At 70.4% G+C, this 25485-nt stretch carries 24 protein-coding genes and 1 pseudogene; 2 read left to right on the top strand and 23 right to left on the bottom strand.

The genetic code is table 11. The features are described from left to right. Position 1 precedes the first annotated feature (1 nt). The 17 genes from whiG to proS all read right to left on the bottom strand — a co-directional run bounded on the left by whiG (position 2) and on the right by proS (position 13742). Positions 2-838, bottom strand: coding sequence for an RNA polymerase sigma factor WhiG (gene whiG / locus OG507_RS29275; protein ID WP_093899085.1), 837 nt, complete (start codon positions 836-838; stop codon positions 2-4). Positions 839-1080: 242 nt separating this feature from the next. Then, positions 1081-2241, bottom strand: coding sequence for a DNA-processing protein DprA (gene dprA / locus OG507_RS29270; RefSeq protein ID WP_327370121.1), 1161 nt, complete (start codon positions 2239-2241; stop codon positions 1081-1083). A gap of 56 nt (positions 2242-2297) precedes the next feature. Beyond that, positions 2298-3923, bottom strand: coding sequence for a YifB family Mg chelatase-like AAA ATPase (locus OG507_RS29265; RefSeq protein WP_327370120.1), 1626 nt, complete (start codon positions 3921-3923; stop codon positions 2298-2300). Further along, the gene (locus OG507_RS29260) at positions 3923-4282 is read right to left on the bottom strand and encodes a YraN family protein (protein ID WP_327370119.1); all 360 of its coding nucleotides are present in this window, start codon (positions 4280-4282) and stop codon (positions 3923-3925) included. The genes OG507_RS29265 and OG507_RS29260 overlap by 1 nt, the downstream gene beginning before the upstream one ends. A gap of 84 nt (positions 4283-4366) precedes the next feature. Beyond that, positions 4367-4675 carry a DUF2469 domain-containing protein gene (locus tag OG507_RS29255; protein WP_008745401.1) on the bottom strand — a complete coding sequence of 103 codons (309 nt, stop codon included), beginning with the start codon at positions 4673-4675 and terminating at the stop codon, positions 4367-4369. Positions 4676-4739: 64 nt separating this feature from the next. Next, entirely contained in the window at positions 4740-5228 is a 489-nt protein-coding gene (locus OG507_RS29250) for an NUDIX hydrolase (RefSeq protein ID WP_327370117.1), read from the bottom strand. After that, positions 5218-5964 (bottom strand): signal peptidase I, encoded by a 747-nt coding sequence (gene lepB / locus OG507_RS29245; RefSeq protein ID WP_327370116.1) that lies wholly within the window; start codon positions 5962-5964, stop codon positions 5218-5220. Before lepB (OG507_RS29245) ends, OG507_RS29250 begins: the two co-directional genes overlap by 11 nt. Before the next feature lie 51 nt (positions 5965-6015). Beyond that, on the bottom strand, positions 6016-6927 hold the full coding sequence (lepB, locus tag OG507_RS29240) for a signal peptidase I (RefSeq protein ID WP_327372144.1): 912 nt from the start codon (positions 6925-6927) through the stop codon (positions 6016-6018). Next, positions 6827-7903, bottom strand: a complete 1077-nt coding sequence (gene lepB / locus OG507_RS29235; RefSeq protein WP_327370115.1) for a signal peptidase I — start codon at positions 7901-7903, stop codon at positions 6827-6829. Before lepB (OG507_RS29235) ends, lepB (OG507_RS29240) begins: the two co-directional genes overlap by 101 nt. Further along, a complete protein-coding gene (gene lepB, locus OG507_RS29230) occupies positions 7896-8666 on the bottom strand; it encodes a signal peptidase I (protein ID WP_327370114.1) in 771 nt (256 codons plus the stop codon). The genes lepB (OG507_RS29235) and lepB (OG507_RS29230) overlap by 8 nt, the downstream gene beginning before the upstream one ends. Before the next feature lie 45 nt (positions 8667-8711). Beyond that, a complete protein-coding gene (rplS, locus tag OG507_RS29225) occupies positions 8712-9062 on the bottom strand; it encodes a 50S ribosomal protein L19 (RefSeq protein ID WP_327370113.1) in 351 nt (116 codons plus the stop codon). A gap of 127 nt (positions 9063-9189) precedes the next feature. Continuing rightward, entirely contained in the window at positions 9190-10011 is an 822-nt protein-coding gene (gene trmD, locus OG507_RS29220) for a tRNA (guanosine(37)-N1)-methyltransferase TrmD (protein WP_327370112.1), read from the bottom strand. After that, positions 10011-10595 carry a ribosome maturation factor RimM gene (gene rimM, locus OG507_RS29215; protein WP_327370111.1) on the bottom strand — a complete coding sequence of 195 codons (585 nt, stop codon included), beginning with the start codon at positions 10593-10595 and terminating at the stop codon, positions 10011-10013. The genes trmD and rimM overlap by 1 nt, the downstream gene beginning before the upstream one ends. Positions 10596-10674: 79 nt before the next feature. Then, positions 10675-10914 (bottom strand): RNA-binding protein, encoded by a 240-nt coding sequence (locus tag OG507_RS29210; protein ID WP_005311361.1) that lies wholly within the window; start codon positions 10912-10914, stop codon positions 10675-10677. Positions 10915-10916: 2 nt separating this feature from the next. Further along, positions 10917-11360, bottom strand: coding sequence for a 30S ribosomal protein S16 (gene rpsP / locus OG507_RS29205; protein ID WP_037689851.1), 444 nt, complete (start codon positions 11358-11360; stop codon positions 10917-10919). Between the two features lie 157 nt (positions 11361-11517). After that, a complete protein-coding gene (locus tag OG507_RS29200; protein ID WP_185298247.1) occupies positions 11518-12111 on the bottom strand; it encodes a hypothetical protein in 594 nt (197 codons plus the stop codon). A 215-nt stretch (positions 12112-12326) separates the two neighbouring features. Next, positions 12327-13742: a proline--tRNA ligase gene (gene proS, locus OG507_RS29195; RefSeq protein WP_327370110.1), complete on the bottom strand. Its 1416-nt coding sequence runs from the start codon at positions 13740-13742 to the stop codon at positions 12327-12329. 238 nt (positions 13743-13980) lie between these two features. On the opposite strand from proS, the gene OG507_RS29190 reads away from it, so the two are divergent. Then, a complete protein-coding gene (locus tag OG507_RS29190; RefSeq protein ID WP_327370109.1) occupies positions 13981-14841 on the top strand; it encodes a class I SAM-dependent methyltransferase in 861 nt (286 codons plus the stop codon). A gap of 33 nt (positions 14842-14874) precedes the next feature. Here OG507_RS29190 and ftsH read toward each other — a convergent pair. From ftsH to nsdA, 6 genes and pseudogenes are all read right to left on the bottom strand, one after another. Further along, a pseudogene (ftsH, locus tag OG507_RS29185) lies at positions 14875-16493 on the bottom strand (ATP-dependent zinc metalloprotease FtsH). Between the two features lie 161 nt (positions 16494-16654). Then, entirely contained in the window at positions 16655-18205 is a 1551-nt protein-coding gene (gene ffh / locus OG507_RS29180) for a signal recognition particle protein (protein ID WP_327370108.1), read from the bottom strand. Between the two features lie 132 nt (positions 18206-18337). Then, complete coding sequence (locus tag OG507_RS29175) at positions 18338-20797, bottom strand: [protein-PII] uridylyltransferase (RefSeq protein WP_327370107.1); 2460 nt, start codon at positions 20795-20797, stop codon at positions 18338-18340. A 29-nt stretch (positions 20798-20826) separates the two neighbouring features. Next, entirely contained in the window at positions 20827-21165 is a 339-nt protein-coding gene (locus OG507_RS29170; RefSeq protein WP_327370106.1) for a P-II family nitrogen regulator, read from the bottom strand. After that, positions 21162-22520 (bottom strand): ammonium transporter, encoded by a 1359-nt coding sequence (locus OG507_RS29165; protein ID WP_327370105.1) that lies wholly within the window; start codon positions 22518-22520, stop codon positions 21162-21164. Before OG507_RS29165 ends, OG507_RS29170 begins: the two co-directional genes overlap by 4 nt. A gap of 370 nt (positions 22521-22890) precedes the next feature. After that, positions 22891-24366 (bottom strand): transcriptional repressor NsdA, encoded by a 1476-nt coding sequence (gene nsdA / locus OG507_RS29160; protein WP_327370104.1) that lies wholly within the window; start codon positions 24364-24366, stop codon positions 22891-22893. Positions 24367-24789: 423 nt separating this feature from the next. Between nsdA and OG507_RS29155 the strand changes: the two genes are divergently transcribed. Continuing rightward, on the top strand, positions 24790-25449 hold the full coding sequence (locus OG507_RS29155) for a bifunctional DNA primase/polymerase (RefSeq protein ID WP_327370103.1): 660 nt from the start codon (positions 24790-24792) through the stop codon (positions 25447-25449). Positions 25450-25485 lie beyond the last annotated feature (36 nt).

The following is a 25485-nucleotide window of genomic DNA, read 5'->3' as shown; positions in this document are numbered from 1 at the left end:
ATCAGCGTCCGGCGTCGGCCAGTTTCGCGCGCAGTTGCAGGACCGATTTGGTGTGGATCTGGCTGACCCGGCTCTCGGTGACTCCGAGCACATTGCCGATCTCGGCGAGGGTGAGGCCCTCGTAGTAGTAGAGCGTGACGACGGTCTTCTCGCGCTCGGGAAGCGTATTGATCGCCCGGGCGAGCAGCCGTCTGAGCTCGCGGTCCTCGGCGACCTCCACCGGGTTGTCGGCGGCGGTGTCCTCCAGCGTGTCCATCAGGCTCAGCCGGTCGCCGCCCTCGCCGCCGACATGCAGCAGCTCCTCCAGGGCGACCACGTTCGCCAGCGACAACTGGCTGAAAACCGCGTGCAGTTCCTCCAGTGCGATGCCCATCTCGGCGGCGACCTCCGGCTCGGAGGGGGTGCGCCGCAGCTGCGCCTCCAGCGTGGCGTACGCGCGTTCCACGGCCCGTGCCTTCTGGCGCACGGAGCGGGGGATCCAGTCCAGCGCCCGGAGTTCGTCGATCATCGCGCCGCGGATGCGGGTGATCGCGTATGTCTCGAACTTGATCGCGCGCTCGATGTCGAACTTCTCGATCGCGTCGATGAGTCCGAACACCCCCGAGGAGACGAAGTCCGCCTGCTCGACGTTGGAAGGCAGGCCCACACTCACCCGGCCCGCGACGTACTTCACCAACGGCGAGTAGTGCAGGATCAGCTGCTCCCGCAGCCGCTCGTCGCCCGTGGACTTGTATGAACGCCACAACTCGTCGAGCGAGGAGGGGGCAGGGGGGCGCACAGTGCCACGCGCAGCCGGTGGTACTGCCGCGCGGTCAGACCCGGAGGTGTGCTGGGGCATGTGGTGCCTTGAGCCGTTCTGCTGTGAAGTGCTGGGGGACTTGTGTCTGTGCCGGAATTCTTGTGAGCGTAGCGTGACTGAGGCGTCGCGGTCCGCGTAGGACAGAGGATCGGCGCTGTGCGATTCCGGCCGATCGAACATGACTGAGGTCCGGGGCCGTCGCCACGTGCGCCGGCCCCGGAGGCGTCGCTGAAGGATCCGCCGAGGTCATCGGCATCACCTTTTCACCCGAATGCTCCAGGTCAAGTACCGCCTCGCCGCGCGTCGTCATTGCAAGTCGGTCGCGGCGTCAACCGCCATCCATCGCCATCGCGTTCGACGAACCCCAGTGAGTGCAGTTCGTACAGTCTGCCGAGCGCTTCGTCGGTGCTGGTTCCCGCGGCGCGGGCCACGTCGCGCCCGCTGACGGCGCCCCGGGACGGCAGCGCGTCGAGGACCCTGGCGGCGAACGCGTCCAGCAGGTCCCGGGGGTGTACGGGGCCGCGTCTGACCGGAGCGAGTTCGCCGATGTCGCCCACGAGTTCGGCGACTTCCGAGGCATCCGTCACCAGAATGCCCTCCCCGCGCAGGAGTTCATGGACTCCGGCCGACAACCCGCTGGTGGCGGGGCCCGGCACGCCCATCGTGAAGCGGCCGAGCCGCTGCGCGCTGCGCGCGGTGACCAGTGAACCGCTGCGGTACTCGGCCTCGACCACGACCGTCCCGCGCGTCAACGCGGCGATGACCCGGTTCCGGAGGATGAATCTGCTGCGGGTCGGATGATCGGACGGTGGTAGTTCGCCGATGACGAGCCCCTGTTGCGCCATGCGTCCGATCAGCTCGGCATGTCCCCGGGGATAGGCGACGTCCACCCCGCAGGCCAGGACCGCCATCGTCGCCCCGTCGACGGCGAGCGCGCCGCGGTGCGCCGCCCCGTCCACCCCGAACGCCGCTCCCGACACGACCACCCACCCCAGCTCCGCGAGCCCCGCGCCGAGACTTGCCGCCATATGGGATCCGTACGGTGTGCAGGCCCGGGCGCCGACCACGGCGACCGAGCGCAGCGCCCAGAGCCGCAGATCGCGCGGTCCGCGCACCCAGAGGCCGGTCGGCCTGGCGTCCGCCAGGTCGTCGAGCTGGCTGGGCCACTCCCGGTCGCCGGGGCAGACGAACCGTCCGCCGAGGCCTGCGATCGCCGCCAGGTCCCGCTCGGGGTCGGCGCTCTCGGCCCTTGAGCGGTATCCGGCGAGACGTTTCGGAGTCATTCCGCTCAGCCGCTCCGCGGACCCGTCCCCGGCGGTGATCCGCCGTAGCAGCTCGACGGCACCGCACTCGCGCAGCCAGCGGCCGCCGCGCTCGTCCCCCGGTTCCATTACGCGGGTCAGCGCGGCCCGCGCCAGCCGTTCCCGATCGCTCACCGCCATCCCCGGCCCAGGCCCCGGCACCGGAAGGCGCCCCTGCCCGGGGTCCACCCGCGCAGTCATGACGCTCCGGTCTTCGTCAGGGCGCCCCGCGGAATCCCCGTCCGCAGTTCCAGCGCCACCGCGATGTCGGACGCGTCCGGGCGGTCGGCGCCACGCAGATCGGCGATCGTCCACGCCACCCTGAGCACCCGGTCCAGGCCCCGTGCCGTGAGCATGCCCCGCTCCATGTCCCGTTCGGCCTCCATCAGCGCGCCCGGCGCCACGTTCAGCCGGGTCCGCAGCTCATGGCCGGGCACCTCGCTGTTGGTGGTCCACGCGGTGCCGGCCAGCCGCTCTGCCGCCCGCGCCCTGGCCTCCAGGACCCGGGCCGCGACGGTGGCCGTCGACTCGCCCCTGCCGCCCTGCCCCATCAGGTCCTCGCGCCTGACCGGGTCCACGACCACCCGCAGGTCCACCCGGTCGAGCAGCGGCCCGGAGAGCCTCGCCTGATAGCGCCGGACCGCCGAGGGCGGACATTCGCAGCCCGCACCGCTCAGGGTGTGCCGGCCGCAGGGGCAGGGGTTGGCGGCCAGCACCATCAGGAACCGGGCGGGCAGCCGCACCACTCCGGCGCTGCGTGCCACCACCACATGCCCCGACTCCAGCGGCTGGCGCAGCGCGTCCAGCGCCCGCACGGAGAATTCCGGTGCCTCGTCCAGAAAGAGAATCCCCCGGTGGGCCAACGAGACCGCACCGGGCCGCGGCAGCCCGTTGCCCCCGCCGACCAGCGACTGCATCGTCGCCGAGTGATGCGGCGCGCAGTACGGCGCCCGGGTGACCAGGGGTTCGCCGGGCGGCAGGATACCCGCCACCGAGTGCACCGCGGTGACCTCCAGGGACTCCTTCTTGGTCAGCGCCGGCAGAATCGCCGGAAGCCGCTCGGCCAGCATGGTCTTGCCTGCGCCCGGCGGTCCGGAGAGCAGCAGATGGTGACCGCCCGCCGCGGCGACCTCCAGCGCCTTGCGGGGCCGCTCCTGCCCCGCCACGTCCGCCAGGTCCGGCGGATTGCCCTCACCCTGTCCCCGCACCCGGGCGAGCCCGGTCCCGATGCCCGCGCCGGGCACCATCAGCCCGGCCGGCATGGTGTCGGGGCGCCCCTCGTCATGAGCCGCCCGCTCGTCCGGCACCGGCTCGTCGCAGAGCACCGCGATCAGCTGCCGCAGGCTCCGCACCCCGAGCACCGAGACCCCGGGCACCAGCGCCGCCTCCCCCGCGGTCTGCTCGGGCACGACGACCTGGCGGTACCCTGCCTCCGCCGCGGCGAGCACCGCGGGCAGCACGCCGCGCACCGGCCGCACCCGGCCGTCGAGACCGAGCTCACCGATCATCACCACATCGGCGATGGACTCCGGATCGATCCGCTCGGCCGCACCCAGCACCGCGCATGCGACCGCCAGATCGAAGCCGGAGCCGCCCTTCGGTACGGAGGCCGGTGACAGGCCCACCGTGAGTTTCTTCTGCGGCCACTCCGCCCCGGAGTTCACGACCGCGGCCCTGACCCGGTCCCGGCTCTCCACCAGACTCTTGTCCGGCAGCCCCACCAGGGTGAACGCGGCCACCCCCGCCTCCAGGTCGGCCTGGACCTCCACCACCACGCCCTCGACGCCCACGAGCGCCACCGAGCACGCCCGCGCGAACCCCATCAGGCCACCCCCCGCGCATGCTGGGCGACCGGCGCCCCACGCCTGGGCAGCACCACGCCGACCAGGTCGATCCGGACTCCACCGGGCGGCGGACCGCCGTGCCCGTGGAGCCAGATCCCGGCCAGCCTCCGCAGCCGCTGCGCCTTGACCGGCGTGACGGCTGCCATCGGATGCTCGAACGCGCCCGCCCTGCGGGTCTTCACTTCGCAGACGACGAGCGCGTCGCCGTCCATCGCGACGATGTCGATCTCACCGGCACGACAGCGCCAGTTCCGTTCCAGTACGGACATGCCGGCGTCGGTCAGCAGCCGCGCCGCCAGATCCTCGCCGTACCGCCCGAGTGCCCCCCGTGCGTTCATATCGGCACCACCTCCGGCACCGACTCTGACGCGTCCGGCCGCAGCTGGTGGATCTTGGTGGACAACTCCGGGATTGTGGATAAATCAGCCACCCGGAAGTTCGAGATCGGTCTTGTTGAGCTCCTCGATGTTGACGTCCTTGAACGTCAGTACCCGTACCTGCTTGACGAACCGCGCGGGCCGGTACATGTCCCAGACCCAGGCGTCCGCCATGGATACTTCGAAAAACACCTCACCCTGAACCGAGTGCACCTGCATCTCGTAGTCGTTGGTGAGGTAGAAGCGCCGTTCGGTCTCGATCACATATTTGAACAGACCGACGACATCTCGGTACTCCCGGTAGAGCTTCAGCTCCATCTCGGTCTCGTACTTTTCGAGGTCCTCGGCGCTCATTGGCATGTTCCCCTTCAGCCGTGCGTGCCCCCATTGTGCGCCAGGCTCCGGTGCCCCCGGGCGCTTAGGCGATTTCGGGGGTCAGAACCAGTGGCGTACGCGGAGGACCCTCGTCGAGCAGTGTGCTCAGCAGCTCGGCGAGTCTGGTCGGGTACACCGTCTCACGCGCCGCCGACAGTTCGGCGGAGGTCCACCGCCTCAGCCCCGTGACGCTCCGCTGCTCCAGTCCGGTCTGCCCGCTGGTGTCGGTGACGGTCTGCGTCGTACGCGCCAGGAAGTACCACTCGTCCTGATCCCAGCGGCGCCCGTCGAACGGGAACGAACACATCCGCTGCCAGAGCAGCGGGCCCAGTTCGACATCGGTGATCCCGGTCTCCTCGGCGAGCTCGCGCAGCGCGGCCTGTTCCCGGGTCTCATCGCCCTCCAGACCACCGCCGGGGGTGAACCACCAGGTGCTCCCCGGGTCCTCCGGTTCGAAGCCGTGCATCAGAAGAATGCGGTCGTCGGGGTCCAGGAGCACCACGCGGGCGACCTTCCGCTTCTCAGTGCACACCGGCGGGCACCTTGTCGCGCTTGCCGCGTGCCGAGCGTGCGGACCGGGCCGCGATCGGGCCGTACGCGGCACCGAGGAGGATGAGCACCGCGCCCGCCGCCACGACCCCGAGCTGCAACCGCAGCGGTCCGGGCGACGACACCCCGCCGGGGAGCGGGGCGAAGGCCTGCGGCCTCCCGATCATGCCGCCCAGCGGCCAGGCGACGGCGTCCACCCGGGCCTGCACCGCGCTGCGGGGTACGGAGCCCTGCCCCGGGTCGTCCAGGTGGACCCTGGAGTCCAGCGAGTCTCTGCGCTCGTCCCCGAGCAGGAAGAGCTGCCCCTCGGGAACATCCGCGGTGAAGTCGTTCCCCGAGGCGGGGTCCTTGGTCTGCAGATACGGTTCCTCAATGGGCTTGCCGTTGATGGTGAGCCGACCCTTGTCGCAGCAGGCGATCTTGTCGCCGCCGATCCCGACGACCCGCTTCACCATCGGCATGTTGCCCCACCCCGGATCGGTGAAGACCACCACGTCACCCCGGTGCACCTCGCTGCCGTCGATCCGCTGTGCGAGCACCCGGTCTCCGGCGTGCACCGTCGGCGTCATCGACTCGGTCGGCACGGTGTACGGCTTGTACACCACGGCCCCCCAGGCGAACCCGCCGAGGAAGAGCACACAGCCGACGGCCACGGCCAGCCCCGACAGCGTGCTGCCGAGCCGGCCGCGGCCGCCACCCGTTCGTCCTGTTCCACTCATCCCAGCGTCCCCCACCTCGGAGATCGACAATCGCTGATCCGAGTCGGAACCCTACCCGGCGGTACGCCCGGCGGTCAGCCTCCTGCGACGCCACAACACGAGGGGCAGCGCACCGGCTACACCGAGTGCTCCCGGGGCCAGTCCCATCGCCGAGTTGAGCGCCGACTGGTCGTTGATCCCCGGCTGGTCGAAGGTCTTCGGGATCGGCAGGGTCGCCCAGCGGTTGATCGGCCACGCCACGACGATGGCCCGGCCGACGACCTCGTCGTTGGAGACCGTGCCGTTGCCCGGCAGATTCTGGTGGTAGCGGGAGTCGAGGGAGTTCTGGCGGTGGTCGCCCATCACCCAGATCCGGCCCTCGGGCACCTTGATCGGACCGAACGGCTCGTCATTGCAGGGGGTGTTCCCCGGGAAGATGAACGACTGGTCGTCCAGCGCCTTGCCATTGACCGTGACCGGGCCGTTCTTCTTGCACTCCACCGTGTCGCCACCGACCCCGATGACCCGCTTGATCAGGTCCTTCTCCTCGACGGACGGCATCAGCCCGATGAAGCTGAGGAACTTCTGCACCACATTCGGGTTGGGCGTCTGGGTGTCCTCCAGCCAGCCGCCCGGGTCGTGGAAGACCACGACCTCGCCGCGCTTGGGCTCCGAGCCGAACCAGGGGGTCAGTTTGTCGACCAGCACCCGGTCACCCCGCTGGAGGGTGTCCTGCATCGAATCCGAGGGGATCGAGAACGCCTGCACCAGGAACGTCTTGATCAGCAGCGCCAGAACCAGCGCGATGCCGATGAGCAGGGGCAGCTCCTTCCAGAAGGAGCGCGGCTTCGGGGGCGTACGACCGCCGTTCGCGGAGTCCCCGTCACCCTCCGTGCGGTCTGCCGTCCCGGCGGACTCGGTGTCCTCCGGATTGTCCGGCCGGTCTTCGGGTTCGTCGTGTCCGGATCGTGCGCCGACCGCCAAATCCCCCACATCCACTCCTTACTCCGTGCCACCGCCTGCGCCCTAGCCGGTGCAGGCCCACCACTCCCATAACGAGCGGGAGTTCCGCAGGGGTCGGGAGAGGGATCATTCCATTGGGATCCTGGTACGACACACTATTCGACGAGCCCGACGCAGCAGGCGACCCGGCGCGCGCGTTGGTGACCGATCCGAAAGTCGCCGGTTCCTCCAGTTTTCTCCAGTGGCCGAAGGGCCAGGCGATCCACACGGCCCGTCCCACGACCTCGTCCTCGGAAACCGTGCCGTGATCGGGCTCGTCCAGGTGATAGCGCGAATCGGCTGAATTGGACCGATGGTCACCCATCACGAAGACCCGGCCGGCCGGAACCTTTACCTCGAATTTGATGAGGGAGGGCGGATTGCCGGGATGCAGATAGGGCTCGTCGAGGGGTACGCCGTTGACGGTGATCCGGCCGTCCTTGTCGCAGCACTTCACCGTGTCGCCGCCGACCCCGATGACCCGCTTGATCAGATCCTGCTCGTCGTCGGACGGCAGCAGCCCGATGAAGGTCAGCGCCTCCTTCACCTGTTTGACGACGACGGGCGAGTCCTTCTCGCCGACGTTCTCCTGCTTCAGCCAGTGGCCCGGGTCCTTGAAGACGACGACGTCGCCGCGCTGCGGTCTGGATCCGAACCAGGGCGTCAGCTTGTCCACGAGCACCCGGTCACCGACCCGGATGGTCTGCTCCATCGATCCCGACGGGATCACGAAGGCCTGCACCAGGAAGGTCTTGAGCACCAGCGCGATCAGCAGCGCCACCATGATCAGGAGCGGGATCTCCCGCACGGCCGAACTGCGTCGCCGCCGCTTGACCCTGCGGGCCAGCTTGCGCCGCTCCGCCCTGGTCGGCAACGAGCGCGAGACCGTCGGCCGGCTGCCGGTCGGCAGCGGTATCTCCGCGTCGGCCCCGCCCCGCCGCCGCCCGCGGTTACCCATGGGGCCCGCCCGGCGCGCGTGCGCCGGCGAGGGCGCCGCCGTCCGGCAGCGAGCCGAGCCGTCCGGGCGGCCAGCCGATCCAGTCCACCCTGCCGATCACCATGTCCACCGGGACCATGCCGCCGCCCGGCTCTCCCAGGTGGTCGCGTGAATCGCGCGAGTTGCCGCGGTGGTCGCCCATCATCCACAGCGTGCCCGCGGGGACGATGATGTCGAAGCGCACCTGCGAGGGCGCGTCCCCCGGATACAGATAGCTCTCGTCGACCGCCCGGCCGTTCACCTCGACCCTTCCGCGCTTGTCGCAGCAGAGCACCCGGTCGCCTCCCACGCCCACCACCCGCTTCACGTAGTCGGTCTCGGCGGGCTCCGCCAGCCCTAGGGACGCCGCCACACCGCGCAGCAGCCCGGTGACGGGATTCTCCTGGGGAGCTTCCTGCACGAACGATCCGGTGCCGTCGAAGACCACCACATCGCCGCGCTGCGGTACCGAGCCGAAACGGTACGCCAGTTTGTTGACGAGCACCCGGTCCCCCACCCGCAGCGTGGGTTCCATCGAGCCGCTGGGAATCAGGAAGGGCTGCACCACGAAATGGCTGAGAAGCAGCACGAAGACCGAGCAGACGGCCCCGAGCGCGGCGGTGCGCCGCCACGAGAGCGAGGCGGTCAACCGGTTCGGGATACGCGAGGAGCGCGGCCCCTCCTCCGACCCTGCTGCGGGTGCGAAGGAGCGGTCGCGCTCCGAGTGCTTGGCTTCCGTGTCCATCGGGGCCAGAGCTTATCCGGCCGTCCTGTGGACCTGGGAGTCAGCTCACCTGTCGCGCTTCTCCTTGATCTTCGCGGCCTTGCCGCGCAGCTCACGGAGGAAGTACAGCTTGGCGCGGCGGACGTCACCACGGGTGACGAGCTCGATCTTCTCGAAGATCGGGCTGTGCACCGGGAAGGTGCGCTCGACGCCGACGCTGAAGGAGACCTTGCGGACCGTGAAGGTCTCGCTGACGCCCGAACCCTGGCGACGGATGACAATGCCCTTGAACTGCTGGATACGGGAGCGGTTGCCCTCGATCACTCGGACGTGGACGTTGACGGTGTCACCGGGGCGGAACGCCGGGACGTCGGTGCGCAGCGATGCGGCGTTGACGCCATCGAGCAGGGAAGCCATGTTGTCTGCTTTCTTCGCCGATGCCACAGGTCATCGGCGGGAGATAGTGAGAGATGGGGTGCTGATCGCGTCGGGCGGGCGTCGTTCCCCCTGTGGCAGGGGCGCACGCCGGACGTACAGCAGCGGCCTATTCTTCCACGGTCTCGGGCCTGCGCCAAAATCGGCCGCCGGGCTCCGGCGACCAGCCGAGGATGGAGAGGATCTCACGGTCCTTCTTGTCGAAGGCGCTCGCCTCGCAGCGTTCGATGAGATCGGGCCGGTTGAGCGCGGTGCGGCGGAAGGCCTCGTCCCGCCGCCAGCGTGCGATCTTCCCGTGGTGACCGCTCAGCAGGACGTCAGGGATGCCCCTGCCGCGCCACTCGGGCGGCTTGGTGTAGACGGGCCCCTCCAGCAGATTGGCCATCTCGCCGGGGGCGAAGGAGTCGTCCCGGTGCGATTCGGCGTTGCCGAGCACGCCGGGCAGCAGCCGGGCCACCGCCTCGGTGATCACCAGCACCGCGGCTTCCCCGCCGGCCAGCACGTAGTCCCCGATGGAGACCTCGACGACCGGCATGCGGGTCGTGTACTCGTCCATGACCCGCCGGTCGATGCCCTCGTAGCGGGCCGGTGTGAAGATCAGCCACGGCCGCTCGGAGAGTTCGACGGCGAGCTCCTGGGTGAACGGACGGCCGCTGGGTGTGGGCACCACCAGCACCGGGGAGTGCGCCCCGGCCTCGTACCCGCCCGCCAGCGCGTCGTCCAGCGCCTCGCCCCATGGCTCGGTCTTCATGACCATGCCGGGACCGCCACCGTAGGGGGTGTCGTCGACCGTGTTGTGCCGGTCGTACGTCCAGTCCCGCAGGTCGTGAACATGCACATCGAGGCGGCCGCGCGCGCGGGCCTTGCCGACGAGCGAGACGTTCAGCGGTTCCAGGTACTCCGGGAAGATCGTGACGACGTCGAGGCGCATCAGGCGTCCTTCCCGGACTCGGCCGCCTCGTCCCCGTCGCCCTCTTCGTCGCGCGAGGAGGCGATCACGGCCTGGCTCCCGTCGATCAGGCCGGGCGGCGGGGTGATCACCGCGCGCTGCTCGTCGAGATCGATCTCGGTGACGATCTCCTCGACGAACGGGATCATCACCTCGCTGCCGTCCGGCCGCTCGACGATGAAGAGGTCCTGCGACGGCAGGTGCGTGATCTCGGTGATCCGGCCGATCTCGGTGCCGTCCACGAGGACCACGTCGAGGTCCATGAGCTGATGGTCGTAGAACTCCTCGGGGTCCTCGGGGAGTTCCGCCGGGTCGACCTCGGCGATCAGGAGCGTGTTGCGCAGGGCCTCGGCAGCCGTGCGGTCGCGTACACCCTCGAAGCGGAGCAGCAGCCGCCCGCTGTGCACCCGGCCGGTCTCGATCGTCAGCGGACCGGCGGTGGCCGGTTCGGTGGCGAGTACGGCCCCGGGCGCGAGCCGCAGCTCCGGCTCGTCCGTACGCACCTCGACGGTGACCTCGCCCTTGATGCCATGGGCACGGCCGATCCGCGCGACTACCAACTGCACCTTGTGTCTCTCCTGTCATACGACGACGGGCCGGGGCGGGCGCATGGCCCTCCCCGGCCCGTGCCGGTGTTCAACTCTGTCAGCGAACCTGATCCACATCGACGAGGTCGACGCGGATGCCACGGCCGCCGATGGCGCCCACGACGGTACGCAGTGCGCGTGCGGTGCGGCCGTTGCGGCCGATCACCTTACCGAGGTCGTCGGGGTGGACCCGGACCTCGAGAACGCGACCACGGCGCAGGTTGCGCGAGGCGACCTGCACATCGTCGGGGTTGTCGACGATGCCCTTCACGAGGTGCTCGAGAGCCTCCTCGAGCATGCTCAGGCCTCGGTCGACTCGGCGGGCGCGGCAGCGTCAGCAGCCTCGTCCGCCTTCTTGTCGGACTTCTTCGCCTTCTGCGTGATGGCCTCGCCCTTGGACTCCTCGCCGGTGTCCTTGGCCAGGGCCTCGAACAGGGCGCGCTTGTCGGCCTTGGGCTCCGGCTGCAGCAGCGGCGCGGGGGCCGGGAGACCCTTGTGGGCCTGCCAGTCACCGGTGAGCTTCAGGATCGCGAGAACCGGCTCGGTCGGCTGGGCGCCGACGGACAGCCAGTACTGCGCACGCTCCGAGTTGACCTCGATGCGCGAGGGGTTCTGCACCGGGTGGTACAGGCCGATCTCCTCGATGGCCCGGCCGTCACGGCGGGTACGGGAGTCGGCGACGACGATGCGGTAGTGAGGCGAACGGATCTTGCCCAGACGCTTCAGCTTGATCTTGACTGCCACGGAAGTGGTGTCTCCTGGTCTATGACGTGGTTGGGCACAACGAAGATGCCACGTGGGGTTGTGGTACTCGGGTGCCCGATGGACGCGTCAGCCGGAGGAGAGAGGGGTCCTGTGCGACTGTCGAGTACAGCTAGCCATTGTGCCACACCACATCGGATCACCCCACCGCGACCGCGGCTTCCGGGATACGGAACGGCTTTCCGCAGCCACCGCAGACGATCGGCGCCTGGGCCAGGACCGATGGGACGACGCGCACATTGCGTCCGCAGTCGCAGACGGCCTTGACGCGGACCCCTCCGCCGGAGGAGCCGTGCCGGGCGGCCGGGCCGCGGAAGGAACGCTTGGTGTCGGCGGCGGTGGCGACCGTGTGCGCCTTGAGGGCGCGCTGCAGCCGCTCGATCGTCGGGCGGTAGCGGCGCTTGGCCTCGGGGTTGAGCGTGACCAGGGAGAAGCCACTGCTGGGGTGTGGCTCCTCGGCATGGTCCAGGCCCATCTCCTCGGCGATCGCCAGGAATCGACGGTTGTGGTAGCGGCCGGCCCGCGAGGTGTCGCGGACACCTCGCGCGGCGGCGATGCCATGGACTGCCTCGTGGAGCAGTCGCTCGAAGGAGAGTTCGGCGCCACAGGCGGACGAGGACTCTCCGATCAGGGACTCGGGCGCGGCTAGATCCGGCAGCTCGGGGTGGTACCGCTGAATGTCGGCCCACGCCTGCGCCAGCTCTGCGGCAAGTACAGGTGGTGTCGTGCTCACGTCGTGACAACGAGCGCGAGTGCCCCGGTGTTCCGATTCCGGGCCATCCCAAATATTTTGCACGTACCAGTCAGTTGCCGTTGATGCGTCCTGACGAGGGCGGGTGCGCAGATCTGCGGAGAAGCCTCACAGCTCACACCAAGGTGGTACGTAGCGCCCCGTACGCCCGGACGCGTAGGCGGGGCCCGTATGCCGGAGCGGCGGGCGGCCCCGCGTCAGTAGGCGCGGGCCACCACGGCGACAGTACCCGGGGCGTCGTCCGCGTCGGGCACCGACCCGTCCTCGGCCACCAGGCACCGTACGGACACCCCGTGCTCCGCGAGCCGGGCCTCCCCCGCCGGTCCCAGCGCCGACCAGGCGATACGTGCCCAGCCGCCCGCGGCCGCCGCCTCCACGGCCTCCTCGACGGAGGCGACCTCGCTGGTGGCGGACTCCCGCCGGCTCCGGGACTCGCGCAGCAGCGTCGCCTGGTCCTGTTCCAGGACCGCCGGGAGCATCGCGGGCAGGGCCTCGACCGCCACCGGCTCCTTCCCGCCGGGGATGCGCCGGGCCAGCATCGCGGTGCCGTTCTCCAGATCGCGCGGGCCGACCTCGATCCGTACCGGCACGCCCTTCAGCTCCCAGTCGACCACGCGGCGGCCGAAGGGGGTGTCGGTGCGGTCGTCGACCTCGGCCCTGATCCCCGCGGCGCGCAGCCGCTCCCCGATGGCCCGGACCGCGGTCAGCACCGCTTCGTCCCCCTTGACCGCGAGGACGACCGCCTGGACGGGTGCGAGCCGGGGCGGCACCCGGAGGCCGTTGTCGTCGCCGTGCGCCATGATCAGCCCGCCGACCATGCGGGTCGAGGAGCCCCACGAGGTCTGCCAGACGAGCTCCTGCCTGCCCTCCCTGGAGAGGTAGCTGGTGTGGAAGGCCTTGGCGAAATTGGTGCCGAGCTCATGGCTCGTACCCAGTTGCAGGGCCTTGCCGTCCCGCATCATCCCTTCCAGCGTCAGGGTGTTGACGGCCCCGGCGAACCGCTCGGCCGGGGTCTTGCGGCCGAGGACCACGTCGATGCCCAGCACGTCGGTCATGAAGGCCGCGTAGACGTCCCGGTGGATGTACGCGGCGTACTCCCTGGCCTCCTCGTAGGTGGCGTGGGCGGTGTGGCCCTCCTGCCAGAGGAATTCCGTCGTACGGAGAAAGATCCGCGGGCGCATCTCCCAGCGCACGACGTTCGCCCACTGGTTGATCAGCAGCGGCAGATCCCGGTAGCTCTGCACCCACTTCGAGAAGTACTCATTGATGATCGTTTCGGACGTCGGCCGCACCACCACAGGCTCTTCGAGGTCTTTTCCGCCGCCGTGGGTCACGATCGCGAGCTCCGGTGCGAATCCCTCGACGTGCTCGGCTTCGCGTGTCAGGTAAGACTGGGGGATGAAGAGCGGGAAGTAGGCGTTCCGGGCGCCCGCCTTTTTGATACGGGCATCCATGTCCTGCTGCATCCGCTCCCACAGGCCGTATCCGTACGGCCGGATGACCATGGTGCCGCGCACCGGACCGTTGTCCGCGAGTTCGGCCTTGTTGATCAGATCCTGGTACCAGCGGGGAAAGTCCTCGGCCTGGGGCGTCAGAACGGGTGCCTTTGCCATGGCGCGCATCGTACGGCGACATCGACCGCCACAAGGAGCGACAGGCCCCACTGCCACGGGCCGTCCCCACGGGCACGCCACCGAAGCGCGCAAGCATTGCCATCCGACCCCTGGACGCGGGCGCGGATGCGCAGTTCTCTGACATACGGGGGAGCGGGCGCGAACACACAGGGGGGAGCATCCACTCGGGCACGACCGATCGGACACGACCGACCTCTCGGCGGATTGGGGCGCTTCCATGACACCAACGCTCGTCCGGCACCACAGCCACGCGGACACGGCCACCACGGTGGACTCCGATACCCGTGCCCGGGACTGGGCCGAGATCCAGGAGCGAATGCTCGCACCGCTGTACGAAGCGGTGTACGAGCGGCTCGAAGTGGGAACCGGGACCCGGCTGCTCGCCCTGGGCTGCGGCTCCGGTCTCGCGCTGTTGATCGCGGCCGCGCGCGGGGCGCGCGTCACCGGCGTCGACACCGATTCCGAACGGCTGGCACTCGCCCGGACCCGGCTGCTGCCCGATGCGGGGAGCGGCGCCGGGCCGCGGGCCGGGCATCCGCAGCTCCTGGACGGCGATCCGTCCGCGGCCGCCCCGGCCGACGGGACGCCGTACAACCTGCTCACCGCCTTCACCCCGATCGGCTGCTCGGACGGTGACGGTGAGGTGCTCGCGGACACGCTGCGGTCCGCCGTACCGCTGGCCGCCCGGGGCAGCACGGTCGTACTGACCGGGTGGGGGCCGCCGGAGCGGTGCGCGACGGCGCCGGTGCTGCGGGTGGCGGGGCGCCTCTTTGACGGGGCCCGGGCGCCGCGCACGGGCGGCTGGCGGCCCTCGTGCCGGGACGATCTCGAAGAGGTGGCGTTCCGGGCCGGTCTGAAGCCGGACGGCTCGGGCCGGGTGGCGTGCCCGTTCGGATACGCGGACATGGACAGCGCGGTACGGGGGCTGCTGTCGACGCGGCTCTTCGACACGGCGGTCCGGGCGACGGACCGGGACCAGGTGGAGAAGGAGGTCGCGGAGGCCCTGCATCCGCACCGGCGCCGGGACGGCACGATCTGGATGCCGAACGTCTTCCGCTATCTCGTGTGCACGATCTGAGCTGTCCCGTGTGCACCGTCCGAGCCGCGGCGCTCACCTCGCCAGGCGGGTGATGCCGGCCGCACGGTAGGCGGCGGCCTCCTCCAGCGTCTCGTTCTCCAGCAGCGCCGCGGACAGCGAGTCCGGCTTCTCCCGGTTCTCGCGCAGGAGTCGGCAGGCCACCTCGTAGCACTCGTCGACGATGCGCCGCATCTCGCCGTCCACCGCGTCGAGGGTCGCGGGGGCCGCGGAGAGTCCGTACGCCTGCTGGGCGTCGCCCGGAATCGCCGTCAGCCTGCCCACCTTGTGGCTCATGCCCCAGCGGCCGACCATGCCGCGGGCCAGGCCGGTGACCTGTTCCAGATCGCTCTCGGCGCCGGTGGTGACCATGCCGAACACCACCTGCTCCGCGGCCATGCCGCCGAGCGCGCCGATGATCCGGCCGCGCAGATACTCCTCGGTGTACGCGTACTTGTCGGCGTCCGGCGTCGAGAGGGTGACGCCCAGGGCCCGGCCGCGCGGCACGATGGTGACCTTGCGGACCGGGTCGGCGCCCGGCTGGAGCATGCCGAGCAGGGCGTGGCCGCTCTCGTGGTACGCGGTCCTGCGGCGCTCCTTGTCGGACATGACCAGCGAACGCTCCGCCCCGAGCTGGACCTTCTCCAGGGCGTCCGAGAGATCGGACTGGCTGACCTCGGACTGCTGGCGCTTGACCGCGAGCAGCGCGGCCTCATTGGCGAGGTCGGCGAGATCGGCGCCGGTCATACCGGGGGTGGTACTGGCGACCTGGGCCAGGTTCACGTCCTCGGCGAGCGGGATCTGCCGGGTGTGGATCTCCAGGATCGCCTCCCGGCCGCCCCGGTCCGGCGGGCCGACCTGAACAATCCGGTCGAAGCGGCCGGGCCGGGTGAGGGCGGGGTCGAGGACGTCGGCGCGGTTGGTGGCGGCGAGGACGACGACACCCTCCGCACCCGAGAAGCCGTCCATCTCGGTGAGGATCTGGTTGAGCGTCTGCTCGCGCTCGTCGTGGCCGCCCATGCCGGAGCCGCCGCCGCGGGCCCGGCCGATGGTGTCGATCTCGTCGATGAAGACGATGGCGGGGGCGACCTTGCGCGCCTCCGCGAAGAGTTCCCGCACCCGGCTCGCGCCGACGCCGACGATCATCTCGATGAACTCGGAGGCCGATGCCGAGAAGAACGGCACTCCGGCCTCACCCGCCACGGCTCGTGCAAGCAGGGTCTTGCCGGTGCCCGGCGGGCCCGCGAGGAGCACTCCCCCGGGCATCCGGGCGCCCATCTTCCGGTACGCCTGAGGGTTCTTCAGGAAGTCCACGACGTCATTGAGCTCGCCCTCGACCTCGTCGATCCCGGCCACGTCCTCGAAGGTGGTGCGCTTGGCACCCTCCAGCTCCACGGGTCTGGGCGGAGCCTTGCGCCCGAAGCCGCCCATCGCGCCGCCCATGTCGTCCGCTCCTGCGTCCCGTTGAAGAAGGACAGCACCAGGTTGGTGATCAGGTAGACGGCGAGCGTGGTCAGCAGCAGTCCGCCCCAGCCTCCCGGCATCTTCCGGCCCGGCGGCGGGGGCGGCGGGGCGCCCTCGGAGCGCCACGGCTGATCGGTACGGTCGCGAGGAGGTACGGGGGTGGTAACGCGCGCTCCTCTGCCGACAGCCATTGAAGGCGACATCAGATGAGGAACCACCGCAAAGCCCCCTGTGAGCCCGTCCAGTGGGCCCACAGGGGGAAGCGGCCTCCGGCGCACACCCGCATGGCGACATGTGTGAGGGGCGCCCACCGGTGGTGGACGCCCCTCACACATGTCGTCGGGCAGTCGGCTCAGCCCATGAACTTCTTGAACTCGTCCGGCAGCTCGAAGTTCTTGTCCTCCTGCACCGGCAGGCCGAACGCGCCGCCCTGCGCCGCCGCCTGCTCGCGACGGGCCGCCGCGGCCTGCTCCTCGGCCTTGCGCTTCATCGGGTTGCCGCTCTTGCGCTTGCCCTTGGCCTGCTTGATCTGCTTCTTCTGCCGGCCGGGACCGCCACCCATGCCCGGCATCCCGGGCATTCCCGGCATGCCGCCGCCCTGCGCCATCTTCGACATCATCTTGCGCGCCTCGAAGAACCGCTCGACCAGGTTCTTCACGGCGCTGACCTCGACACCGGAGCCCTTGGCGATACGGGCCCGGCGCGAGCCGTTGATGATCGTCGGCTCGGCGCGCTCCTTCGGGGTCATCGACTTGATGATCGCGGCGGTACGGTCCACGTCGCGCTCGTCGATGTTGTTGATCTGGTCCTTGATCTGCCCCATGCCGGGCAGCATCCCGAGCAGCTTGGAGATGGAGCCCATCTTCCTGACCTGCTCCATCTGGGCCAGGAAGTCGTCGAGCGTGAAGTCCTTGCCCTTGCTGGACGCCAGCTTGGAGGCCATTTTGGCGGCCTCTTCCTGGCTGAAGGTCTTCTCCGCCTGCTCGATCAGGGTGAGCAGGTCACCCATGTCGAGGATGCGGGACGCCATGCGGTCGGGGTGGAAGGCGTCGAAGTCCTCGAGCTTCTCACCGTTCGACGCGAACATGATCTGCTTGCCCGTGACGTGGGAGATCGACAGGGCCGCACCACCGCGGGCGTCACCGTCGAGCTTGGAGAGCACCACGCCGTCGAAGCCGACGCCGTCGCGGAAGGCCTCGGCGGTGTTGACCGCGTCCTGGCCGATCATCGCGTCGACGACGAAGAGGATCTCGTCGGGGCTGACGGCGTCACGGATGTCCGCGGCCTGCTGCATCAGCTCCTGGTCGATGCCGAGGCGGCCGGCGGTGTCGACGATCACGACGTCGTACTGCTTCGTGCGGGCGTGCTCGATCGAGTCCTTGGCGACCTGGACCGGGTCGCCGACGCCGTTGCCCGGCTCGGGCGCGTACACCGCGACACCGGCACGGTCGGCGACGACGCTGAGCTGGTTGACGGCGTTGGGACGCTGGAGGTCGCAGGCGACGAGCAGCGGGGAGTGGCCCTGGGCCTTGAGCCAGAGGCCGAGCTTTCCGGCGAGGGTGGTCTTACCGGCACCCTGGAGACCGGCGAGCATGATCACGCTGGGCGGGTTCTTGGCGAACCGCAGCCGCCGGGTCTCGCCGCCGAGGATGCCCACGAGTTCCTCGTTGACGATCTTGACGACCTGCTGGGCGGGATTCAGCGCCTGGGAGACCTCGACGCCGCGCGCCCGCTCCTTGACGTTGGCGATGAAGGCGCGGACGACGGGCAGCGCGACATCCGCTTCGAGCAGGGCGATACGGATCTCGCGGGCCGTGGCGTCGATGTCCGCCTCGGACAAGCGGCCCTTGCCCCGGAGGTTCTTGAAAGTCGCGCTAAGGCGGTCGGAGAGAGTATCGAACACGGCGCTCGTCGGTCCTCAGGGTCGGGGGCGTGGCAGGTCAGTCGTCCCCAAGGGTATCCGGACCCCGGGAATCGCAAAGCCCTCGCCCGGTTCTCATGGCGGACGAGGGCCTGTGGAGCGGCGCTGCGGCGCTCAGCCCAGCGCCTTCTCGACCTCCCTGGCCACTTCCGCCGCCCGCACCTCGGGCAGCGGCTCCCCGTCCGTATCCGTGACGTAGAACGCATCCACGGCGTTCGCCCCGAGCGTCGAGACATGTGCGCTGCGCACTCGGACCTCGCACTGCTCCAGTGCCCGGCCGATCCGGTGCAGCAGCCCCGGGGCGTCCTGGGCCCGTACCTCGATCACCGTCGCCAGCTGCGAGCCGGCCGCCGCGACCGTCACCCTCGGCGGCGGGGCCTTCACCCCGCGCCGCCTCGGGTAGGCGGCCTCGCGTTCGGCGAGACGGGCGCTGATGTCCAGGGAGCCGTCGAGGGCGCGTACGAGGTCGGCTCGCAGCCGGGCGGCCTGCGGCAGGGAGCCGTACTCGGCCGCGACCCTCCAGCTGAGCAGCAGCAGGTCGGCGGATTCGCCCTCGCCGACTTCGGTCGGGAGCTCCACGGCGCGCAGATCTGCTGCCCGCACGGTGAGGCGGTGCAGGGCGAGGACGCCCGCCGCCGCGGGCAGTACGCCGGGGCGGTCGGGCAGGGCGATGAGCAGTTCGACGCCGACGGGTTCCGGTTCGCCGTCCTCGTCCGGGGTCTCGGCCTGGGCGTGCAGGGCGAGGACGGGTTCGCCGGTGCGCAGGGCCTCGATGGCGAGGCGTTCCTGTTCGGCGCTGGGTGCGGCAGGTTCCGGTTCCTCCGGGGCCTGGCCGGCGAGTACGGCGGAGACACGCTTGACGAGGTCGGCGACGAGGGAGGCGCGCCAGGCGGACCAGGCGGCGGGCCCGGTGGCCAGTGCGTCGGCCTCGGTGAGGGCGTGCAGGAGCTCCAGGGTGGAGGTGGAGGAGACGGCGGCGGCGACGGAACGGACGGTCGCCGGGTCGTCGAGGTCGCGGCGGGTGGCGGTCTCGATGAGCAGCAGATGGTGGCGTACGAGGGTGGCGATGACGCCGACGTCGTGCTGGTCGAAACCGATCCGGGCGGCCATGTCGCGGGCGATGACCTCCCCGGCGACGGAGTGGTCGCCGGGCCAGCCCTTGCCGATGTCGTGCAGGAGGGCGGCGACGAGGAGGAGGTCGGGACGGCCGACGCGGCGGGTGAGGGAGGAGGCACGGACGGCCGCCTCGACGAGGTGGCGGTCGACGGTCCAGGTGTGGACGGGGTTGCGCTGCGGGCGGCAGTGGACGCGTTCCCAGTCGGGGAGCAGCCGGGTGATCAGCCCTTCGGCTTCGAGCGCCTCCCAGACGGGGACGGTGGCCTCGCCCGCGCCGAGGAGGGTGACGAGTTCCTCGCGGGCCTCGGCGGGCCAGGGCACCGGCAGCGGGCGTGCGGCGGTGGCGAGGTGGCGTACGACGTGGCGGGAGAGCGGGAGTTCGGACTGGGCGGCCGCCGCGGCGGCGCGCAGGACGAGCACGGGGTCGCGTTCGGGGCGGGCGGTGCGGGCGAGGACGACCTCTCCGTCGGCCTCGACCACGCCGTCGGCGAGCGGGGTGCGTTCGATGCCTGCGCTCTTGCCGCCGCCGAGAATCGCGCGGAGCCGGGGGCGCGCCGAGCGGGCGCGCAGGACGCGGTTGACCTCGCGCCAGGTGACGTCGGTCGCGTAGGAGACGGTGCGGGCGGCCTCGTACACCTGGCGGAGCAGGGCGTCCGCGTCGAGGAGGCCGAGGGCGGTGGCGACCTGGTCCTGTTCCTGGAGGGCGAGGCGGTCGGTGGCGCGGCCGGTGGTGAGATGGAGGGCGTCGCGGGCGTCGAGGAGGATGCGGCGGGCCTCGGAGAGGCCTTCGCGGGGGGCGTCGGCGACCCAGGACGCGGCGATGGCGCGCAGCGCGGTGGCGTCGCGCAGTCCGCCGCGGGCCTCCTTGAGGTCGGGTTCGAGGAGGAACTGGAGCTCGCCCTGGCGTACGGCGCGTTCGCGGCAGAGCTCGTCGAGGGCGGGCAGGCGTTTGGGGGCCTGGTTGCGCCAGTCGGCGAGGATCGCGGTGCGCATCGCGGCGACGAGGCCGAGGTCTCCGGCGACGGGCCGGGCGTCGAGCAGTCCGAGCTGGACCTTGAGGTCCTCGCCCGCGGTCTTCCTGGCTTCGGCGGGGGTGCGTACGGAGTGGTCGAGGGCGAGGCCGAGGTCCCAGACGGGGTACCAGATGCGGTCTGCCAGTGCGGCGATGGCTCCGGCATCGGCGTTGCCGTCGTGCAGGAGCAGGAGGTCCAGGTCGCTGCGCGGGGAGAGTTCGCCGCGGCCGTAGCCGCCGACGGCGACGAGGGCGGCGCCGCGGACGCCGGTCTGTTCGGCGGCCGCGGTGAACAGCGCGTTCAGCCAGTCGTCGGTGAGGGATGCGAGGGCCGCACGGCGCGGCGGCCCGGACTGCGCCTTCTCCTGGAGGAGGCGCAGCCGGGCCGCCGCGTAGCCGCTGGGTTCCGAGCCTTCGGATTCGGTGGTCACTTCGGTGCTCGTCACCCGGCTGCCTTTCGTTTGGGGACCGTCGGTCAGAGTGCGTCCGGGCCGCGTTCACCCGTACGTACACGAATCGCGGTGTCGACCGGCACGCTCCAGACCTTGCCGTCACCGATCTTGCCGGTCCGGGCGGCCTTCACGACGACGTCGATGAGCTCCTCGGCGTCGCTGTCCTCGACGAGGACCTCGATGCGGATCTTGGGGACGAGGTCGACGGTGTACTCGGCACCACGGTAGACCTCGGTGTGGCCGCGCTGACGCCCGTATCCGCTGGCTTCCGTGACCGTGAGGCCCTGGATGCCGAAGGCCTGGAGGGCCTCCTTGATCTCGTCGAGCCGGTGCGGCTTCACGACTGCGGTGATGAGCTTCATGCGTCCACCTTCTTCGTCTGCGCTGCTGCCGTCGTGCCCGATGCCGTCGCGGAGGCCGTGGTGCGCGGGGCCGCGCCGCCGCCCGCTCCGCTGAAGTCGTACGCCGTCTCGGCGTGCTCGACCTGGTCGATACCGGAGATCTCGTCGTCCTCCTCGACCCGCATCCCGATCGTCTTGTCCAGGAGGAAGGCGAGGATCGCCGAGACGACCAGAGAGTACGCGAGGACCGCGAAGACACCGACGGCCTGCTTGCCGAGCTGGTCGAGGCCGCCGCCGTAGAAGAGGCCCTTGGCGTCGGACTGGACACCGCCGGTGGCGAAGAGGCCGACGAGGAGGGAGCCGACGACACCGCCGACGAGGTGGACGCCGACGACGTCCAGGGAGTCGTCGTAGCCGAGCTTGTACTTCAGGCCGACGGCCATGGCGCACAGGACACCGGCGATGGCACCGACCGCGATGGCGCCGAGCGGGCTGACCGCACCGCCGGACGGGGTGATCGCGACGAGTCCGGCGACCGCGCCGGAGGCCGCGCCGAGGGTGGTGAAGGAGCCGTGGCGGAGCTTCTCGTAACCGAGCCAGGCGAGCATCGCGGCAGCGGTGGCGACCTGGGTGTTGACGAACATGACCGCGCCGACGCCGTCGTCGTTGCCGAGCCACGAGCCGGCGTTGAATCCGAACCAGCCGAACCACAGGAGACCGGCGCCGAGCATGACGAGCGGCAGGCTGTGCGGCCGCATCGGGTCCTTCTTGAATCCGACGCGCTTGCCGATGACGAGGATCACGCCGAGGGCCGCGGCACCCGCGTTGATGTGGACGGCCGTACCACCGGCGAAGTCGATGACGCCGAGCTCGAAGAGCCAGCCGCCCGCGCCCCAGACCCAGTGGGCGACGGGGAAGTAGACGACGGTGACCCAGAGCGTGATGAACAGGGCCCAGGAGGTGAACTTGACCCGGTCGGCGAGAGCGCCGCTTATCAGTGCGGGGGTGATGATGGCGAACATCAACTGGAAGACGGCGAAGACATAGACGGGGATCGTGTAGCCGTCCCAGAGCTGGGTGATTCCGATCCCGCTGAGGCCGACGTAGTCCGAGCTCCAGCCGATGAAGGAGCCGACGTCGGTGCCGAAGGCGAGGCTGAATCCGTAGAGCACCCACAGGATCGTGACGATCCCGAGGCTGATGAAGCTCATCATCAGCATGTTGAGGGTGCTCTTGACGCGGACCATGCCTCCGTAGAAGAAGGCCAGGCCCGGAGTCATGAGCATCACCAGGGCGGAGCAGATGAGCATGAACCCGGTGTTGGCGGCAGACAGCGTCGGGGCGTCTGCGGCTAGCGTCGTGATGCCTGGGGGCATCGGCGTCTCCTCGTCGTCGGTGCGGCCGCGTGCGGGCGTTGAGAGCGGGGCCACGTGCGGAACCACTGGGGAAAAGATGCGGGCCGGTTATGCGCCATGAGATTCGCCCAGCGCGGTTTCCGCCGATGCCGCACGATGTTTCGCGATAGTGACGAAGAGGTCCGGTGTGTTACGTCCCCATGAACCGCGAGTGGCGCACCCGGTGTCGGGCCTACTCTGCGGCCGGAGCCGCATACGGTGCGGTTACGACTCGCCCGTACGGGCACGACAACGCGAACCGGCCACGCCGACCATCCGCTGACCTGGCAATCGGGGGAGCCGAAGTCGGTCTGTGCGGGGTGGTCGCCGTGGCCGGGGCCGGGGGTGCCGTTCAGACCGCTTCCGCGGTCTCCGGCAGTTGCTCGGTGAGCAGATCGGTGAGGCCGGCGACCTCGGGGATGTCCCCGAAGTCCCTGGCAGCGGTGTCGACGGTCTTGCGGAGCCGGGTGTTGACGCGCTCGGAGCGGACCTTCTTGGCGACGCGCAGTGCCTTCTCGGCCAGCACCGTGGACTGCTCGGGCTCGCGCTGGAGGAGATGGACGGTGGCGAGGCCGACCAGGTTGAGTGCGTACGACCGCTGGTGCTCGTCATCCTCGGCGAAGAGCCGGACGGCCTTCTTCATGAGGGGTTCGGCGAGCGTGGCGTACGTGGGGCTGCGGCCCGCGACATAGGCGAGGTCACGGTAGGAGTGGGAGTTCTCGCCGTTGAGCTCGGCCTCCGAGAAGAAGCGGATCCAGTCGGGTTCGGGCTCGCCGTCGATGCCGACGTCGAGGAAGGTGTCCTCGGCCATCCGGACGGCTCGTTTGCACTTGCTCGGCTGGCCCATGTTGGCGTATGCGCGGGCCTCCATCGCATACAGCATGGACTGGGTGCGCGGGGTGGCGCAGTCCCGGCTGCCGTACTGCGCGAGGTGGATCAGTTCGAGGGCGTCGTCGGGGCGGCCTAGGTGGATCATCTGGCGGCTCATACTGGAGAGAACATACGAACCGAGCGGTTTGTCACCGGCCTCTTTCGACGCATGGAGCGCGAGGACGAAATACTTCTGGGCGGTGGGCTGGAGGCCGACGTCGTAGCTCATCCAGCCGGCCAGCTCGGCCAGCTCGGCCGCGCAGCGGAAGAGCCGCCTGGCGGTGGCCTCAGGCTGCGGCTCCTGCAACAGGTCGGTGACCTCGTGGAGCTGTCCGACGACGGCCTTGCGGCGCAGTCCGCCGCCGCACTGCGCGTCCCACTGGCGGAACATCGCGGTGGTGGACTCCAGCAGGTCGAGCTCGGGGCCGGAGAGCCGGGAGGGGCGGCGGGCCACGGCGGCCGACTCCGGCCGTGCAGGGCCGGTGGCGGCGACGGGCACCAGCCAGCGCTGCATGGGCTCGATCAGGGCGGGCCCCGCGGCGAGCGCGAGCGAGGAGCCGAGGAATCCGCGGCGGGCGAGCATCAGGTCGCTGCGGGAGAACTCGCTGAGCAGCGCGACGGTCTGCGGACCCGCCCAGGGCAGGTCGACACCGGCCACCGACGGTGACTGGTGTGCGGAGCGCAGCCCGAGATCCTCGATGGCGACGACGGAGCCGAAGCGCTCGGAGAAGAGCTCGGAGAGGATGCGCGGGATCGGCTCGCGCGGCTGTTCGCCGTCGAGCCAGCGCCGCACCCGGGAGGTGTCGGTGCTGATGTGGTGGGCGCCCATCTGGCGCGCCCGGCGGTTCACCTGCCGCGCCAGCTCGCCCTTCGACCAGCCGCTGCGCACGAACCAAGAACCCAATTGCCCGTTGGGACGCTTGCCGACATTCGAATCGCCTGCGCCGCTGCCACTCACTGGAACGCCCCCATCCCGCTGGATACTGTCGCGCGAACCACTATCAGAATGCCCTGTTCCGACGCCGCCCATACGGCGATTGCGCACGATCGAACAGGAAATCGGGTTGCCTGCGGCATACCCATGGACGCACATACTTCCATGGTTCGTGTACCGACGGTAATCCCGCGATCACCGCCTCCGCGAGGTCGTTTACAGAAACGCCACCATTCGCCACCCCTTCGAATGAACGCCACCTCTGTCGGGCGCGATTCACTTGACACACGGCGATCAGCGGTGGGCGCAGCGATGCACCACGGGGCGCGCGAACCATGTCGCACGACCCCGGGCGCACCGGCGCGCCACGGATCGACATCGACGACGGAGCGTCATGACCGTGCTCCAAGTCGTAACCACCGGCGCTTCGGACCCGTTGGAGGGGGCATGGGCTTCACGATCGGCGGCATCCGTGAGATGCGCACCGGCTCACGGCGTCGCGGCCGTGCGGCCGAGTGCACAGCAGTGGCCGAGTACACAGGGCTGTGGGGCTGGAGCGTCGTGCCCGGGGCGCGGGCAGCGGCCGGCCGCTGCTCGTGCGGGGAGGCGAAGTGCCCCTCCCCCGGCGCCCATCCGCTGGAATTCGCCACCGAGGTCCCCGCCGGCGCCACGCTCGACACGGCGGCGGACGCCTGGGCCCAGGCGCCGGGCGCCTCGATGCTGCTGCCGGTGGGCCGCACCTTCGACATCCTCGACGTCGCCGAGGCGGCCGGGCGCCGGGCCCTGGTGCGCATGGAGCGGATGGGGCTGCCGCTCGGCCCGGTCGCGGTGACGCCGGCCGGAAGGGCGCAGTTCTTCGTGGCCCCCGGGGCCGCCGCCGAGCTTCCGCAGCTGCTGTACCGGATGGGCTGGGACGACGCGGGTCTGGATCTGCGGGCGCTGGGACCCGGCTGTCACATCACGGCCCCGCCGTCCGACGAGGGAGGCCTCGGCCCGGTCCGGTGGCTGCGCCCGCCGGTACTGGACACGGCGGCCGCGCCCCCGCAGGCCCGGCTGCTGCTGGGCACCCTGGCATACAGCTGCCATCGCGCGCCCCTGTGCGGCTGAGCAGCCACGAAGAGCCCGACAAAGACCACAGACCAC

The sequence above is a fragment of the Streptomyces sp. NBC_01217 genome (assembly GCF_035994185.1).
In the GTDB taxonomy this organism is placed as follows: Bacteria; Actinomycetota; Actinomycetes; order Streptomycetales; family Streptomycetaceae; genus Streptomyces.
This window is presented reverse-complemented; position numbering and strand designations above follow the sequence as displayed.